Source organism: Agrobacterium sp. GW821-FHT14E08, assembly GCF_058803865.1.
The window spans coordinates 662503-678004 of sequence record NZ_JBXAPJ010000001.1; the positions used below are offsets into that span (position 1 = coordinate 662503).

At 57.6% G+C, this 15502-nt stretch carries 19 protein-coding genes and 2 tRNA genes; 8 read left to right on the forward strand and 13 right to left on the reverse strand.

Features of this window, described 5'->3' with window-relative positions:
* Window positions 1–75: 75 nt before the first annotated feature.
* Window positions 76–633, forward strand: coding sequence for a methylated-DNA--[protein]-cysteine S-methyltransferase (locus tag AC1ROR_RS03230; RefSeq protein WP_080834142.1), 558 nt, complete (start codon window positions 76–78; stop codon window positions 631–633).
* 113 nt (window positions 634–746) lie between these two features.
* Window positions 747–1190 (forward strand): TIGR02594 family protein, encoded by a 444-nt coding sequence (locus tag AC1ROR_RS03235; RefSeq protein WP_035217751.1) that lies wholly within the window; start codon window positions 747–749, stop codon window positions 1188–1190.
* A 68-nt stretch (window positions 1191–1258) separates the two neighbouring features.
* On the opposite strand, the gene AC1ROR_RS03240 is transcribed toward AC1ROR_RS03235, so the two are convergent.
* Window positions 1259–1498, reverse strand: coding sequence for a hypothetical protein (locus tag AC1ROR_RS03240; RefSeq protein WP_498588590.1), 240 nt, complete (start codon window positions 1496–1498; stop codon window positions 1259–1261).
* A 171-nt stretch (window positions 1499–1669) separates the two neighbouring features.
* Here AC1ROR_RS03240 and AC1ROR_RS03245 point away from each other — a divergent pair, with 171 nt between their 5' ends.
* Window positions 1670–2077, forward strand: a complete 408-nt coding sequence (locus AC1ROR_RS03245; protein ID WP_498588591.1) for a DUF2934 domain-containing protein — start codon at window positions 1670–1672, stop codon at window positions 2075–2077.
* A 104-nt stretch (window positions 2078–2181) separates the two neighbouring features.
* On the opposite strand, the gene AC1ROR_RS03250 is transcribed toward AC1ROR_RS03245, so the two are convergent.
* Complete coding sequence (locus AC1ROR_RS03250; RefSeq protein WP_498588592.1) at window positions 2182–3102, reverse strand: LysR family transcriptional regulator; 921 nt, start codon at window positions 3100–3102, stop codon at window positions 2182–2184.
* A 151-nt stretch (window positions 3103–3253) separates the two neighbouring features.
* On the opposite strand from AC1ROR_RS03250, the gene AC1ROR_RS03255 reads away from it, so the two are divergent.
* Window positions 3254–4285, forward strand: a complete 1032-nt coding sequence (locus AC1ROR_RS03255) for an alcohol dehydrogenase catalytic domain-containing protein (RefSeq protein ID WP_498588593.1) — start codon at window positions 3254–3256, stop codon at window positions 4283–4285.
* Window positions 4286–4655: 370 nt separating this feature from the next.
* Here AC1ROR_RS03255 and AC1ROR_RS03260 read toward each other — a convergent pair.
* A tRNA-Asn gene (locus AC1ROR_RS03260) sits at window positions 4656–4730 on the reverse strand.
* A 176-nt stretch (window positions 4731–4906) separates the two neighbouring features.
* Here AC1ROR_RS03260 and AC1ROR_RS03265 point away from each other — a divergent pair.
* Window positions 4907–5185 carry a hypothetical protein gene (locus tag AC1ROR_RS03265; protein ID WP_035217748.1) on the forward strand — a complete coding sequence of 93 codons (279 nt, stop codon included), beginning with the start codon at window positions 4907–4909 and terminating at the stop codon, window positions 5183–5185.
* Window positions 5186–5189: 4 nt separating this feature from the next.
* Here the strand turns inward: AC1ROR_RS03265 and AC1ROR_RS03270 are convergent, their stop codons facing one another.
* On the reverse strand, window positions 5190–5834 hold the full coding sequence (locus AC1ROR_RS03270) for an exopolysaccharide biosynthesis protein (RefSeq protein ID WP_035217747.1): 645 nt from the start codon (window positions 5832–5834) through the stop codon (window positions 5190–5192).
* Window positions 5835–6359: 525 nt separating this feature from the next.
* Here AC1ROR_RS03270 and AC1ROR_RS03275 point away from each other — a divergent pair.
* Both AC1ROR_RS03275 and AC1ROR_RS03280 read left to right on the forward strand, forming a co-directional pair.
* Window positions 6360–6947 carry a YqaA family protein gene (locus AC1ROR_RS03275; protein WP_035217745.1) on the forward strand — a complete coding sequence of 196 codons (588 nt, stop codon included), beginning with the start codon at window positions 6360–6362 and terminating at the stop codon, window positions 6945–6947.
* 137 nt (window positions 6948–7084) lie between these two features.
* Window positions 7085–7639 (forward strand): dual specificity protein phosphatase family protein, encoded by a 555-nt coding sequence (locus tag AC1ROR_RS03280; RefSeq protein ID WP_035217736.1) that lies wholly within the window; start codon window positions 7085–7087, stop codon window positions 7637–7639.
* Between the two features lie 198 nt (window positions 7640–7837).
* Here AC1ROR_RS03280 and AC1ROR_RS03285 read toward each other — a convergent pair whose 3' ends face one another.
* From AC1ROR_RS03285 to AC1ROR_RS03295, 3 genes are all read right to left on the reverse strand, one after another.
* Complete coding sequence (locus AC1ROR_RS03285) at window positions 7838–8041, reverse strand: hypothetical protein (RefSeq protein ID WP_080834156.1); 204 nt, start codon at window positions 8039–8041, stop codon at window positions 7838–7840.
* A gap of 226 nt (window positions 8042–8267) precedes the next feature.
* Window positions 8268–8528 carry a hypothetical protein gene (locus AC1ROR_RS03290; RefSeq protein ID WP_035217731.1) on the reverse strand — a complete coding sequence of 87 codons (261 nt, stop codon included), beginning with the start codon at window positions 8526–8528 and terminating at the stop codon, window positions 8268–8270.
* A gap of 137 nt (window positions 8529–8665) precedes the next feature.
* A tRNA-Pro gene (locus AC1ROR_RS03295) sits at window positions 8666–8742 on the reverse strand.
* A 226-nt stretch (window positions 8743–8968) separates the two neighbouring features.
* Here AC1ROR_RS03295 and AC1ROR_RS03300 point away from each other — a divergent pair.
* Window positions 8969–9508: a DUF1269 domain-containing protein gene (locus AC1ROR_RS03300; protein ID WP_080836604.1), complete on the forward strand. Its 540-nt coding sequence runs from the start codon at window positions 8969–8971 to the stop codon at window positions 9506–9508.
* A gap of 75 nt (window positions 9509–9583) precedes the next feature.
* Here AC1ROR_RS03300 and AC1ROR_RS03305 read toward each other — a convergent pair whose 3' ends face one another.
* From AC1ROR_RS03305 to uppC, 6 genes are all read right to left on the reverse strand, one after another.
* Window positions 9584–10231, reverse strand: coding sequence for a hypothetical protein (locus AC1ROR_RS03305; RefSeq protein ID WP_498589163.1), 648 nt, complete (start codon window positions 10229–10231; stop codon window positions 9584–9586).
* Between the two features lie 176 nt (window positions 10232–10407).
* Window positions 10408–10557 (reverse strand): hypothetical protein, encoded by a 150-nt coding sequence (locus AC1ROR_RS03310; protein ID WP_003496532.1) that lies wholly within the window; start codon window positions 10555–10557, stop codon window positions 10408–10410.
* Window positions 10558–10634: 77 nt separating this feature from the next.
* Window positions 10635–11876, reverse strand: a complete 1242-nt coding sequence (uppF, locus tag AC1ROR_RS03315) for a polysaccharide biosynthesis O-antigen ligase family protein UppF (protein WP_498588594.1) — start codon at window positions 11874–11876, stop codon at window positions 10635–10637.
* A complete protein-coding gene (gene uppE, locus AC1ROR_RS03320; RefSeq protein ID WP_035217723.1) occupies window positions 11873–13426 on the reverse strand; it encodes a polysaccharide biosynthesis glycosyltransferase UppE in 1554 nt (517 codons plus the stop codon). The genes uppF and uppE overlap by 4 nt, the downstream gene beginning before the upstream one ends.
* 221 nt (window positions 13427–13647) lie before the next feature.
* Window positions 13648–14790, reverse strand: a complete 1143-nt coding sequence (gene uppD, locus AC1ROR_RS03325) for a polysaccharide biosynthesis type 4 glycosyltransferase UppD (protein WP_498588595.1) — start codon at window positions 14788–14790, stop codon at window positions 13648–13650.
* 17 nt (window positions 14791–14807) lie between these two features.
* The gene (gene uppC, locus AC1ROR_RS03330; protein ID WP_035217718.1) at window positions 14808–15380 is read right to left on the reverse strand and encodes a polysaccharide export protein UppC; all 573 of its coding nucleotides are present in this window, start codon (window positions 15378–15380) and stop codon (window positions 14808–14810) included.
* Between the last annotated feature and the right edge of the window lie 122 nt (window positions 15381–15502).

The window sequence follows — 15502 nt, forward strand, 5'->3', positions numbered from 1 at the left end:
TTCAGGCGCAGGAAACGGGTTGTTTCGAACGCAGGATATGGCATCGTGCAGGCGAAATGACGGATCAAGACGGCAATGAGCAACCATTACGGTTATATTGTTTTTCCAACGGCACTCGGCCATTGCGGCCTCGCATGGGCAGGGCGTGGCATTGCCCGTCTGCAATTGCCCGGCGCTGACGCTGGCGAAACAGAAAAGCTGCTGCTGAAACGTCTGCCATCCTCCACGATCGCTGTTCCCGAGACACGGACGCGTGAGGTGATCGCGATGATCACCCGCTATTTCAGTGGCGAAGCAATCGATTTTGCCACCGTCGAACTCGATCTTGCCGGGCAGGATCGTTTTTTTCTCGATGTTTACGCCGTTGCGCGGCAGATCGGCTGGGGCCGCACGACGACCTATGGCGGCATTGTGAAAACGCTTGGCCTCGGCATGGAAAAGGCCCGTGATGTCGGACAGGCAATGGCGAAAAATCCCGTGCCGCTCATCATTCCCTGCCATCGCGTTCTGGCTGCGGGTGGCAGGCTTGGCGGCTTTTCCGCACCGGGCGGCACCAACACGAAATTGCGCATGCTTGATCTCGAAAATGCCGGCCGCAGCAACGCGGATGATGCGCAGGGCAGCCTGTTTTAAAGCAATGACAGATCAGCGCGCATGAATAGGCGTCTGATTTCTGCCCATTTCTCGTCAAATTGTCGCTAAATTGTCACAATACACGGACGCCCTCTAACATAAGGGCGAGACGTTTGAGAGTATCCGCGTTAATTCTATCCGCTGCATTGTCTTTTACAGTCGTGGCGTCAGCTTCGGCTGGCATGCTGAACCAGGCTGAAAAATACACCGGACTGCATGAATCCAAAAACAACAAGAGCCTGAAAAATATTCTCGGGGCAAATCCCCGCAGTACACCGTGGTGCGGCCTTTTCCTGCATGCCGTCGCCAGCAAGGCGGGCCGGCAATCGCCGAAATCTTATGGATTTGCGAAATCCTGGACCTCGTTCGGTTACGCCGTTCCGGTGAACCAGGCCAAGCCGGGTGATGTCGTCGTCATCCGCAACGGACGCGGTTATCATGCCGGTATATTGAAGGGCATGAGCGGCAAGACCGCACAAATCCTAGGCGGCAATCAGTCGGGCCGGGTGCAGGTATCGAATTTCAATCGCAAGGCCATCGTGTCCGTCCGTCGCTGAAGATCGACCAGGAAACATTGCATTGCCATAAAGGCGGGCCATGGCCCGCCCTTTTTGTTTTAAGGCGCCTATGGCTGTTCCCTGACGCCGGGCGCTGCCTCGCGCTGGTCGTCGTCCTCAAGGTCCGTGGCGACGATGAAGGCGTCTTCATGCTGCCGGGCCGCCTGTCGGCGTGCACGCAGGTTCATGGATTCATCCGGATAAATCTCGCCTCGCCTGGATTTGAGTTCGCTGTCGGTTTCGAAATGCGCCACGTCCTCGTCGCGAATGTCGAGCGGCTTGCTGTCTTTGTGTTTCGGCGCGTCCATGGATGATCCTCCTGACGGGTTTCCAGCAGGGCAAACGATCAGCGGCGAGGACGGTTCCCTATTTTTGAGGAAACGCCGCTTCGCGATGGGGCAGAGCGGAACAATTTCTTGCCTTTTCTGTTTTTCTCTCGGCACAATTGAAACCGGCGCAACGAAAGAGGGAGGCCCGTTATGAACCATGATCGCGAAGCCGCAATCCGTGAAAAAGCGCGCGCAATATGGGAAAGGGAGGGACGGCCGGAGGGACACCACGAACGGCACTGGATAGAGGCGGAGCGGGAGATTGCCGCAAGCGCGAAAACCGTGAAGGCCAATGGCAAAGAAGGCGCGAAAAAACCCGCTGCCGCCGCCAAGGCTACCGCAAAGAAGGCCCCGGCGAACAAGCCCTCGGTGAACAAGGCCCCGGCAAAAAAGGCAAAATCACCAGCAGTAAAATCGCTTCAGAAAGAGCAGAAGGCTGCAAGCCACGAAAAAGTCGATGACCTGACCGAGAGCCTTGAAGAAAGTTTCCCCGCCAGTGATCCGCCGGCTCTCACAAACGCCACCAAGGCGACGAAGCGCGCGGTCAAGAAAAGCTGACGTTCATAACCGTGCTCTGGGTAGCATAAGTGATGCTCGGCCCGAATATGCGTGTCGAATGCGCCTTGCCCGGCACCGGGGCAGGGCGCCGCCGGTGCTGGTCGTCAATTACCTGAGAGCGTTTCAGTCAGCATGTTGATCAGCGCTCTCAGGCCGGATGATACATGCCGGCGTCCCGAGTAGTAGAGACATAGCCCCGGATAGACCGGACACCATTCTTCCAGAACGCGCTTGAGGCGACCGTCTTCAAGTGCGTCTGTCGCAAGATGGTCGGGCACGAAAGCGATGCCTATTCCATCGATTGCCGCCTCCACCATCAGCGGTTGGTCGCTTAATGTGAGAGGTCCGGAAACGTTGATCCTCTCCACCACGCCCAGACGTTCAAATTCCCATCGATAGATAGCACCGCTTTCAAACCGGAATCGGATGCAGTCGTGGTTGTAGAGATCCTGCGGCGCGATTGGATAGCCGCGTTGCTCGAAATATCCGGGCGACGCAACCGCAGCAAAGCGCACCTCCTTCATGACTGGGATCGCCACCATGTCTTTCGGCACGGCCTCCGCCAGTCGGATACCGGCATCGAAACCATCGGCAACGATATCACTGAGCCTGCCATCACTGACTATGTCTAGATGGACCTGAGGATATTCGCGCAGGAAGCGCGCCAGCACGGGCCGCAATATCAAGCGGATAGCGCCTTCACTGGCATTGATCCGAACGGTGCCGGTGGGAACGGGAGCATTACCCTCCAGCTCCTGAACGGCCTCCTCAATCGATGCCATTGCCGGCCTGAGTTTTGCGGCAAGGCGTTCCCCCGCCTCGGTCAAGGAGACGCTGCGGGTCGTTCGGTTGAAAAGGCGGACGTTCAAACGCTGCTCGAGAACCTTGATCGAATGGCTGATCGCCGAGGGCGTCATGTTGAGCTCGGTTGCGGCGCTGCGAAAACTGCGATGGGCCGCGACCGTCAGGAATGCGGCAAAGGCCGCCAGATCGTTCCCCTTAGATTGGTGAATTGCTTTCATCATGTCATCAAGAATTGATCAGATTGTTTCGATAGTCAACGATCCATAAACTCCGCGCAGGGCGCAGCATTGCGGGGGGCAGCGACGGACTGGTCGCTTCCAGAGCCCCGAACCGCCAATTCCACCAGCGACCCGCCAAAGAGAGGAAAAGTTGATGAAGATGAAAGCTGTTGTGATGACCGGGGCGAACCGCCCCTGGGAAGTTCAGGAGGTTCCCATTCCCAGGGCAGAGCCCGGACTGGTCCTTGTGAAAGTCCACGCCTCCGGCATGTGTTATACGGACGTATGGGCTACGAAGGGTGCTGGTGGTGACATCTATCCGCAGACCCCGGGTCACGAAGTGGTCGGCGAGATTGTCGAGGTCGGCGCGGGTGTGCACACGCGCAGGGTCGGAGACCGGGTTGGCACCACCTGGGTGCAATCCTCATGCGGTCGTTGCCCATATTGCCGCCAGAACCGCCCGTTGACCGGCCAGACGGCCATGAACTGCGATTCACCCAGAACGACCGGTTTCGCGACACAGGGCGGACACGCAGAGTATATTGCGATCTCTGCCGAAGGCACTGTGTTGTTGCCCGATGGGCTGGATTACGTGGATGCCGCACCCATGATGTGCGCCGGCTACACCACCTGGAGCGGCCTGCGTGATGCGTCGCCGAAGCCCGGTGAAAGGGTCGCGGTGCTGGGTATCGGCGGGCTGGGCCATGTCGCCCTGCAATTCTCCAAGGCCTGCGGCTTCGAGACCGTCGCGATCACGCATTCGCCGGACAAGCACAAGCTGGCGACCGATCTGGGTGCCGACATCGTTGTCGCCGATGGCGAGGCGTTGCTGGCGGCAGGCGGCGCAGACGTTCTGCTGGTCACGACCAACGACTTCGACACCGCCGTAAAGGCGATGGCCGGCATAAGGCCCGACGGGCGCATCGTCCTTTGCGGGCTCGACTTCAGCAAGCCGTTTTCGATTCCGTCCGATGGCAAGCCATTCCACATGATGCGCCAACGCGTGATCGGCTCCACGCATGGCGGACAGCATTACCTTGCCGAAATTCTCGACCTCGCCGCAAAAGGCAAGGTCAAGCCCATTGTCGAAACCTTCACGCTTGATCAGGCAACCGAGGCATATGACCGGCTATCCTCCGGCAAGATGCGGTTCCGCGGTGTGTTCTTACCCTCGCAGGGCAAATAATTTTACGGCTAGAGCAATTCCGGCGACCCGTTTCGCCGGAATTGCTCCACCTAGAGAAATATTTCAGGATACGTTCCCATCCGACGGGAGCGAAGGTGTTTCCCTGTGCGGGCAGACGCACCGTGCGCCGAGATCCTTGCCTGTCGTTGCTGATGCCGTGTTCCCTTAAACTGCGCCACATATTTCACGACAACGTGCGCTGCCATCTAGGTCCTGTCCGACAGGGGTGCGGGTAGGAAAGTAACGAAAATGTATCAAAAAAGCAAACGCGCCGAGAATAGAGAATGCGCGGGAAAGTCTTGTTTCTCGGCCATATCAGCGGCTTGAAATGAAAAAGGGCTCGTATCTTTCGATACAAGCCCTTTGAAACTGGCTCCCCGGGCCGGATTCGAACCGGCGACCTGTCGATTAACAGTCGAATGCTCTACCGCTGAGCTACCAGGGAAAGTGCGCTGCTTGGCGCGGTGTGAGCGGGGTAATACAAATGCTTTTCCGATTTGCCAAGCGGTTTTTTCAAAAAAAACGCATTCCTCTTGTTTTATATCGCCGGAGTCCCGATTTTCCGGGCTTATCGCCTGTGAAAAAATTATCCACAGGCTGGATGCAAAAGGGCAGGATGGAATGAAATTCGGTATGGACCACAGAACGGGTCGCCTCAATCTCGGAAAATGGAGCCTCGCCATGCCGCGTTCGCGCGTCGGCAGGATCGTCACGGGTTCGGCGCTGGTCGTGGGCGGAACACTTGGATTCCTGCCCATCCTGGGTTTCTGGATGATTCCGCTTGGCCTGATCGTACTTTCGCAGGATTTACCGGCGGTACGTCGCAGACGGCGACGACTGGCAGTGTGGTGGGCATCGCGACAGAACCGCCGCGAGGCCCGCAATAAAGGCCGCCAGTAGCCGCTCAGCCGCCGATGGAGCTACTGATGCCCTGACCGGCCCAGAAGGCGGCATAGGCAAGCGCTGTGAAGTAGATGGCCGTGAGGCCAAGGAAGAGATAGCCGCCAAGCACCGTGATGCCATCCCGCTGGATCATGCCCGCCGAAAAAAGGAGGATGGCGACGCCCGGCAGCGTGTTGGAAAAGGGAATGAAGCCGAGCGGCATCATCAGCAGGACACCCGCTGTCATCAGGGCAAGGCCGTTTATCCTGTTGGCGACGATGCCCGTCGTCAGCGCGGGAATGCGCGGCCGGATGAAGCGATCGAGCTTGGAGACGATAGCGACACCCTTTTGCAGCGCTGGCACTAGCTTTGCCGTTTCCATCTGCCGGTCGAGAATTTTGGCGGGAAGCCACGGCAGGCGGTTAAGCGTGATCGCCAGGCTCACGAGAATGATTGCGGCACCGAAGACGGTGCTGACGCCGGGAATGGACACCGGTATGAGGAAGGGCAGGGAGGCAATCGCGCAGATGAGCAACAGGCCCTGTTCGCCAATCGCCTCCATCAGCTCGCGCAATGTGATCGTCTGACCCTGCAGTTTTCCTATCAGTTTCTCGAGCGTGGTGCTGAGCTTTTCAGACGTATCAGTGAATGCGAATTCGTTCGACATGCCGCTTCCCGGAAGTTGTTTTAACTCCGGGTTTGATAACATTCATCCGGCCCGATGCCTATCACCGATAGAAATCGGCATCTTCGCCGTCTGTCGCGTCGTTCGCCTTTGTTAGTGCGAAACCCAGCTGCTGTAAGCACCGGCGAGAAGAACCACCAGCAGGATGACAAGTATGACCGGGTTGATCGACGTAATGAAGCCGACATAGTCCATGATAACTTCCTCCTCTTTCTTCCACGCCTTATTCTATCGCAAAAACAGAGGTTTATCTACCATAGGGTGAAATTTCGCATCGCAGCAACCTGTTGCCGCTAGGGGCTGGAATTGTTTGTTTTTCCTGTTTTCCGCAATGCAAAAATAAATCTCTCCATATTTGCCCCAACATTTGCCATTGTCGTACGTTGTCTCTAAATCGTGATGGGGTGATGGGCTGAAACGGCCAGTGCCCTGCCGACAAACCGCCGCTGAGTTGCCTTGGCTCCCGCCTTGCCTTCGGTCTACGCTGATCTTCCCCGGGGACATGAAATGCTGAAAAACATCTATGCTTGGACGATGGCGCTTGCCGCCCGCAAGACGGCCGTTTGGTGGCTGGCGATCGTGGCTTTCGTGGAAAGCTCCGTCTTTGTCGTGCCGGCGGATGTGCTTTTTCTGCCCATGGTGCTGGCGAAGCCGAAGAAGGCGATGTTTTATGCATTTGTTGCCACGGTCGCCTCCGTTCTCGGCGGCATCGCCGGCTGGTTCCTCGGCCACTACGCTTTCGAAAGCATTGCAAGGCCCATTCTGGAATTTTACGGCAAGCTCGACAGCTTCGAGCACCTCAAGAATTCGGTGGACTATGAGACCATCGTTCTCCTGCTGGTGACATCCGGGCTTGCGCATCTGCCGCCGATCAAGGTCGTGACGATCCTCTCGGGTGCGGCCAATATCAGCCTCGGCCTGTTCATTCTTTCCGCCGTCGTCACGCGCGGTGCGCGCTTTTTCATTCTCGCCGGACTGCTGCAGAAATACGGTGAGTCGGTGCGCCATTTCATTGAAAAACGCCTCGGCGTCATCACGGCTGCGGCTGCCGCTGCGCTCATCGCGGTCTATGCGGTTTACGTTTTCGTGCGTTGACTGCGCGAAAATATCTACTCTTACAATACTGTCGCATAACTTTCAGCCTACTGTCAGAATCCGCCTGTATCCGTTCCCTTGTCGAATAAGGGAACCGTTTTATTATGCGAAGATTCTGGAAGTGCTCCTTTTGGGGCATGGGTATTGCTGTGCTTGCCACAGGCGGTTATCTCTACGCCATCCAGCTTCTCGGCAACTTCCACGAGGTGCTGGCTGGGCAGCTTTATCGCTCCAACCAGCCGAGCGTTGAAGAACTCGTTCGCTACACCAAGGAAAATGGCATCAGAACTGTCATCAACCTGCGCGGCCCGAATGAATCAAAAGCCTGGTATCAGGACGAAATTAGAACAGCGCGCGAGCTTGGACTGAACCATATCGATTTTGGCATGTCGGCAAGCCGGGAACTCAATATGAACGAGGTGAATCAGCTGGTCGCCATCATGCGCGATGCGCCGAAACCTATCCTCATCCATTGCAAGGCCGGTGCGGACAGGACGGGTCTCGCAACCGCGCTCTATCTCAGCCGCATAGCGCTTCTCAGCGAAAAAGAGGCTGAAAGCCAGCTTTCCATCCGCTACGGCCACGTCGGCATCCCCTATCTGTCGGCAACCTATGCCATGGACCGGACATGGGAAAATGTGGAAGATATGCCGATCACCGCCGACTTCGCCGTTGCCTCCAACGAGTTCTGAAGGCGGGTCGGTCAGAACTCCTGCCGCAACTTGAATATCCAACAGCAGCTGCGCGCCGCCTTGATTGAGCAGGCGACCTGTGCAGCTGCGAAGCCGTCGGTATGGGCCGGGTAAATTCACAAAGTCCGGGCATGTATTTGGATCACGTGGCGTGACATTTGCAGCAAGCCCGTCTCGAAAACAGGGTTATAAAGTTGCTCAGTCGCGTCCGGTATCGGGTGTCCATCCACGCGTATAGCCTTTTCCCATGATCGCAACCGCGAGGGAAAGCTGTTCCTGCAAATGCTCGATTTCGCCGAGAAGGGCCTCGACAGCCGCCTTCGCATCGCCGTCATGACACTGGATGACATATCCCGCTATGTCGTCCGGTCGTATGGGAGTGATTTTTTCAGCGTCGGGCATAGTGGATGACCTCTCTTTTGTTCACTAAATGTTCTAATTTTAGCGGAGAGTCAATAAGGCAATGCGCGCTGTCTCTCGACGGCCGACGGCTTTACAATCGAGTTCATATTTTCAGGGGTTTAACCCGTGAATGCGCTCGAACATAAATGGAATGCTCGAGAGCGAAATGGGCAGAACGGGGGATTTGAACCCGAGGCCTCCGGGGCCGGTGACGCGGAAGCAAGCGTTAATGAACCGACGGATCTTCGCCGTCCAGAAAGCTGCGAATCCCATCTTTTTCGCAGGTGGCCAGGAATTCCTCCCAGGCGTCCTTGTCGGTAGCGAAAGGCTCGTCCCAGGTGGTGACATCGTCGTGCTCGCTGATAACCTCGAGCGTCCAATCCTGCTGGGTGCCAGCGGGACGGTGGATATCAACCAGGACCGTGATGCCGTCGTCTTCAAACTCGCCTGAGAATTCTGAGTGTTCGATTTTCGTTTTTTTGGCCATCTCGGCACGCCTCATTCTCAGTTTTGGATAAACACACACCCGAACCGGTCTTAGTAATTCGCGCCTGGCGCTGACCGCAGGAGGGCTAAAACAAATATAGCCAGCTCTGGGGGAACTGGCTATCTATCTGTTTTTACTGGTCGGAGCGGCGGGATTCGAACCCACGACCCCTTGACCCCCAGTCAAGTGCGCTACCGGGCTGCGCTACGCTCCGAACCTGAAAGCCGTTTATATATAAGCCTGTTAGGGCGCAAGCGGAAAATCGTCTTTTCTCAAAAAAAGGAACAATGGATGTGGACGAGTGGAAGGGGAAAAGGCTTGGCTTCCCGCCGGATGGATAGCCCGTCAAACGCCTGACACATCACCTTTCCATCATTGCGGGAACCTGCCGTGGTCTTTGGCGTTCAAACGCAGCGGAACTGAAACTCAGGGAGATGAATATGTCTGAACTCGTCGTTGTTGGTTTTGACGGAACGGAAGAGGCCGATCGGGTCCTTCTGAAGCTTGCAAGCCTGAAAAAGGAATATCTGGTCGATCTGGAAGATGCCGTGGTCGTGGTTCGCGATGAAAACGGCAAGGTGCATCTGAAGCAGAGCGTCAATCTGACCGCGCTCGGCGCAAGCTCGGGTTTTCTGTCCGGCGGTCTCTGGGGCGGCCTCGTTGGCCTGCTGTTCCTCAATCCCCTGGCGGGATTTGCCATTGGCGGCGCGATTGGCGCGGGCACGGGCGCGCTTGCGGGGTCGCTGACGGATTTCGGCATTGACGACGATTTCATCAAATCGCTCGGCGAGACCATCCCGAACGGTTCTTCGGCACTCTTCGTGCTGATCCGCAAGGTGCAACCGGAAAAGGTGCTGGCGGAACTGGAAGGGCTGCGCGGGCGGGTCATCAAAACCTCGCTGTCGCCAGAGCAGGAAGCGCAACTGCAAAAGGCGCTTTCCGGTGGAACCGAACAGGCCGCTGCCGCGCCCGCCGCGTGAAGCGGGCAGACAAAGAAATGGCTGCGACATGATCCATGTCGCAGCCATTTCTCGACATAATCCGGAAACGGTCGCTTATACCGTCAGCGAGCCATCTTTCGCCTGTGGCCAGGTGAGGTAATAATAACGGCTGCCGACGCTGCCAAAAAAAGCATTGTCGCCGGAAACGCGGTCGACATAGGCGCCGCCAGCGCTCTTGGTATAGGCCGAGCCGTCGCGTTTGAGATGGTCCTTCAGAAAATCGCTCCAGCCCGTTGTTGCGATTTCCGATGCCGGTTTGGACGTTGTCTTCTTGTCGTCCTCCACATCCCATGCCTTTATCTGCACGCCTTCCGCCGGATCGGAGACGGTGAGCGTTCCCTTGGCAAGCGCTTCCAGCATCGCCTTGGCCTGTCCGGACTTGTCCGCATCCTTGGAAAGCTCTTCCAGCGTCTCTTTCAATTCCTTCATGAAGTCGGCCTGGGTAATATCCCCGGAAGACACCGTGTTCGTATCGTCGGTCTGCGTGTCGTCGTCGGAGGTCTGGCCATATTGGGCCAGAAGCTGCGTCAGCCTCGTATTGGTGGAAGACGAGGAGGAGGTGTCGACCCCGTAGGAAGCGAGCAGCGCCGTTCGTGGTGACGAGGAAGTGGTTGCCGCGGAATTGTCTTCCTGCTCCCTGATGGCCTTGAGGGCGAGCTTGGTGGCGGTGAGGCGTGTGGAAAGGTCGATGGAGGAGACCATTTTTCTAACTGTTCCATGATCGGCTCCGATACGCATCATTCGTACCGAACCGGCTCGGCGCGGATCCTCGATCCCGCCTTTCGTCCTCTCTCATAAGAAGACCGGGTGCATCCCACGCCGTTTCTGGCTTGGATTGCACCCGGTCTAAAGGCCGGACTTTGCGCGACGCTTGCGTCTTAATTTTCCTGAACGGAAACGCCGTTCGGGCCGATATTCATCTCGATCCCCTTCGGCTTGCTTTCTTCGTGCCAGACATAAGCTCCGAGCCCGACAAGAACGACCAGAAGGGCGCCGATAATGAGATAGAGATTATTGGTCTGCGTCATAAGATGTTTCCCCGTGTGACAACATAATCGGGGGCTAAACGCATGAAATAGCGCAGGGTTCCGTAAGGGTAAGTATTTTAGGAGTTGCTTCTGCTGCGGCGCAGGCTTTCGCGTTTTTCGAGCGCCATGCACCCCCACAATATGCCGAGCAGTAGGAAGAAATGCCGCCAGTGGTCGGTATCGATGACTGCGCCGATCATGACATGGCCGACGAAAGTCACCCAGGAAATGATCAGGAACGGCTGCCAGGGCCGCTGGCGCAGCAGATTCCTGAAGCCAGCGGCGATGGTCCAGCAGATCAGCGTGAGATAGATGACGAAACCGAACCAGCCATGCGTGGTCAGGCTTTTCAGCCAGATATTATGTTCGGCGGCCGGAAAGATATTGTCGAAGACCAGGGGGCCGATGCCGAGCGGATGCTCCATCGCCATCAGGAAACCGAGATAATGGCGGGCAAAACGCCCGAGATGTCCGCCATCATAGGATTGCACCGCCGAGGCGCGACTGGAGAACAGATCCGCCACCTGCTTGAACTGCAGCGCGATAATGACGGCCGCAACCATCAAGGCGACGGCGACAAGAAACAGCACGAGGATTTTCAGACGGAAGGCGGCGGTGCGTTCCTTCAGCAGCATGACGAAAACCAGAAGAACGGCCGAAAACAGGAATAGGCCCCATGCCGCGCGCGAAAACGACAGGAAGACGCCGAGCGACAGGATGAGCAGGCCGACGATCCGCCACGGCGCATGCATCGCCTTGCCGGTCAGCAGGCCGTAGATCAGGTAAAGCGAGGGTGTCACCAGAAAGGGACCGAAGACGTTCGGGTCCTGAAAGGCGCCTTTGGCGCGATCGTAAAGGGTGAAGACCTCGAAACCGGGAATGGCGTGGAAATAGCCGATAATGCCGAGCAGGGAGGTAATCAGCGCCGCCGCGAGCCAGGCCCGGAAAATCAAAAGCAGACGCTGATATTTATCCTCGATGATCGCCGCATAAAAAACCGAGGTCAGCGCCAGAAAGGTCGATACGGCGAGATAAAGCGGTCCCTCGTCCAGATCGGCCATGGTGGTGAGCGAAAGATAACCGCCGACGTTAAAGGCAAGCAGCAGGCACAAAAGCAGCACGACGGTTCGTGAAAGGCGCAAGCCCAGCAGGAACCAGATGGCCACCTGCCCAACCATCATCACCTCGTATGGCGCGGGCTCCGAAATCACGAAACCGGAAAGAAACACGCCGAAAGCGATAAAAAACGCACCGACCAGCCGCATGGCGGCAAGCGGCGCGTCGAAATCAGGGGCGTGCTGGTAGCCGGTGTGGGTCAATAGGCGTTTTCCGATTTGAGCAGTCGGATCGGCGTCAGGAACAGAATCTTGAGATCGAAGAACAGCGACCAGTTCTCGATGTAATAAAGGTCGTATTCGGTGCGGAACTTGATCTTGTCGCCGTGGTCGATCTCACCGCGCCAGCCGTTGATCTGCGCCCAGCCGGTAACGCCGGGCTTGACCTTGTGGCGCGCGAAATAATGCTCCACCACTTCGGTATATTTCAGGTCGCCCGTCTGGGCATGGACGGCGTGGGGGCGTGGTCCCACCAGCGAAAGATCGCCGTAAAGCACGTTGAAAAGCTGCGGCAGCTCATCCATCGAGGATTTACGCAGGAAGCGGCCGACCGGCGTGACGCGCGGATCGTTCTTCGTGACAGCCTTTTTTGCGGTCGGATCGCTGAGTTCCGTATACATGGAACGGAACTTCCAGACATTGATCGTTTCATTGTTGAAGCCGTGGCGCTTCTGCTTGAAGAGGACGGGGCCTTTGGACGTTGCCTTGACGGCGATGCCTGCGCCCAGCATCACCGGCCACAAAAGCGCAATGCCGATCAGGCTGAAGGTGATGTCGAATATCCGTTTCGCCACTGAATCCCAGTCGCGGATCGGCTTGTCGAACACATCGAGCATCGGCACATTGCCCACATGCGAATAGGCACGCGGACGGAAACGCAATTTATTGGCATGAGCCGCGATGCGGATATCGACCGGCAGCACCCAGAGCTTGCGCAGCAGCTGGAGAATACGCGCCTCGGCACTGAGCGGCAGGGCGATGATCAGCATGTCGAGCTTCGTCAGGCGGGCAAATTCCACCAGCTCCGCGAAGGTGCCGAGTTTGGGATATCCGGCGACCACTTCGGGCGAGCGCTCACTTTTGCGGTCGTCGAAAATGCCGCAGATGCGGATGTCGTTGTCCGATTGCTGCTCCAGCGAGCGGATGAGGTCTTTCGCCGTGTCACCGCCGCCAACGATGACGGCGCGGCGTTCCATGACGCCGTTGCGCCCCCAGTGGCGAATGGCAAAGCCGAGGATGAGCCGTCCGGTGAAAATCGCGATTGCGCTCGTGGCATACCAGATGCCGAAAGCCTGCCAGGAATGCAGCGCGTCGGGGAAAAGGGAAAGGAGGAAACAGGCGACGCCGACGAAGGAAAGGCAGACGGCGCCTTGAATGCGGGCGAACATTTTAAGCGGCGTTCGCAGCGTCGGAAGCTGGTAGCAGTCTCCCGCCTGCAGCAGGAACACGCAGAGCGCCGCACCCAGCACGCCAGTGCCGAAAACCGCCAGAAAGGTCTCGAGGCCGCGGTCGGCGGCAATGCCGTTGACGATGGCGGCGATGACCACAAGCATCGAAAATTCCAGCAGCCGCAACTGGCCGATGACCATGTTCGGGGAATGGTTGCCGACGCGCAGCTGGTTGGCGATCTGCCGCGCAAGTGGATTGAGAACGACCGTCTCGGACGCCGATGGTTCCCCGGCGTCACGCTCGGAGATCTGCTTGCGCAACGACGCCAGATCGAATTGCAGTCTGTCCTTGTCAGCCTTGGTCATTGCTTGGTCCGCACCCTCTAGCGCATCGGCCCGAAAACCGGAATCGGTCTTCGACAGGAACGATGCGCAACTTCAAAGTGGTAGAGTGTCCTCATGTAGCATCCGGATGGATGCACGCACTCTACGAGCAGGAAACTAGCCGAAACATGCTAAGAAACGTTTATGATGAGTTTTTCAGAAGAGTGGAATATACAATTAAAAATCGTGTTTTTGAAACGTTTCTAGGGCGAAAGCAGGTCGCGATAGAGCTTCATCATGTCATCGGCCATGACCGGGGTTGAAAATTTCGCCTTGAAGCTGTCGGGGAGGGGCATCACCCGTTTTGCCCAGTCGTCGTTTTCGGCGTCCTTGACCATGATCTGCGCCAGCGCACCGGCATCTCCGGCCGGAACGAGCGCCTCACTGTCCTCGCCCAGAACCTCGGCAATGCCGCCGACATGCGAGGCGATGACGGTTTTACCCGCCGCGAGCGCTTCCAGAACGATATAGGGCATGGCCTCGGCGCGGGAGGGAACCACCACTGTCGGCGCCAGTTCGAAAGCCTGTCTGGCGGGCATGGCGGCATGCATGGAAATGCGTTGGGAGAGCCCGGCCTTTTCGATCATCGCCGCATATTTATCCCTGTCCGGCCCGTCACCGACGATCACGCCGGACATGGGCCTTCCGATGCTGCGTTCCATGCTCGCAAATGCCTTGATGAAGACATCCGGTCCCTTCAGGTCGCGCAGCATGCCTATATAAAGGAAGCGCGCAGCGCCCTCTCGCGTGGGCACGGCCTCGAATTCGCTTTCCTGCACGCCGTTATAGATCATCGCGGTGCGCGTGCGCGGCTTGCCGACCTTTGCTTCGTAGGTCGCCTGCTCGAAATTGCAGACGAAACAGAGCGCGTCGGTAAAGCGCTCCTGAAACCGTTCCAGCCGCAGGAACAGCTGTCCCTTCAGGCTCTTGCGGTCATAGTGCAGGCTGCCGCCATGCGGCGAATAGAGGCGGGCTACGCGATACCTGTTTGCCCGCAGCAATGAGCCGATCAGCCGGGCCAATGCGCCACCCTTGGCGCTGTGCCCGTGCAGAATGTCCGGCCGCAAACTTTTGATATGGTTATAGGACTTGAGAAGGGCGGGCAGGTCGCCCGGGCTGATCGACCTTTTGATGGGAAGGCGGGTCAATCCCAGCTCCAGCATCGGGGCGATCTGCGCAAAAAGCCGCTCCTCATGGGCGCCGCCCGTGGAGCTGTCGCAGAGGATGCCGACCTTGTGGCCCTGTTTGACATGTTCTTCAATGAGGTCGCGTACATGGCGGAAGACACCGCCGACGGGCGAGCGGAAACAGTGAATGATGCGCAGGGGAGGGCCGTCATCCGACATCTGTGCCACTCCGTTCGTCAGAAGAAGCGTTCGCGCACATAGACCGTATCGCCCGCCAGAATGGGGGCGGTGATCCCGATCCGGCCGGTCAGCACCTCGGTATTGATCTTGCGGGTGATGTCGACATCGGCCTGATTGGCGCGCGGGGTGAAACCGCCGGCGATGGCGATGGCGTTTTGCACCGTCATGCCCGGCACGTAGGAATATTGGCCGGGACGGCCGACTTCGCCCATGATGAAGACGGGGCGATAACGGTCGATCTCGATCGTGACATCGGGATCGCGCAGATAACCCTGGCGCAATTTGGCGGCGATGGCGGCTTCGAGCTGCGGCAGCGTCTTGCCGCGGGCAGGAACCTGGCCGACGAGAGGGAAAGCGACGTAACCGGCCTGATCGACCGTATAGGTATTCGTCAGGCCGGTCTGTTCGAACACGTTGATGCGCAGCCTGTCGCCGCTATCGACATGGTAGGGCTGCAAGGCGACCTCGTGAAACGCCTTGGGTGCGGGTTGATATGCCGCGCAACCGGAAAGGGCCGTTAGGACGGCAAGCGTCAGTGCGGTGGCATGTCGTGATCCGGCGAGCGGCATCTCATCTGGCTCCGAGTCGATCTTTGATCATTCTTATCGTTCTGTTAGGGTTAATGCGCGGTAAACGCCCGACCCGAGTGATGATAATATCGGCTTTATTTCGTCGGATTCTGCGGGATTAA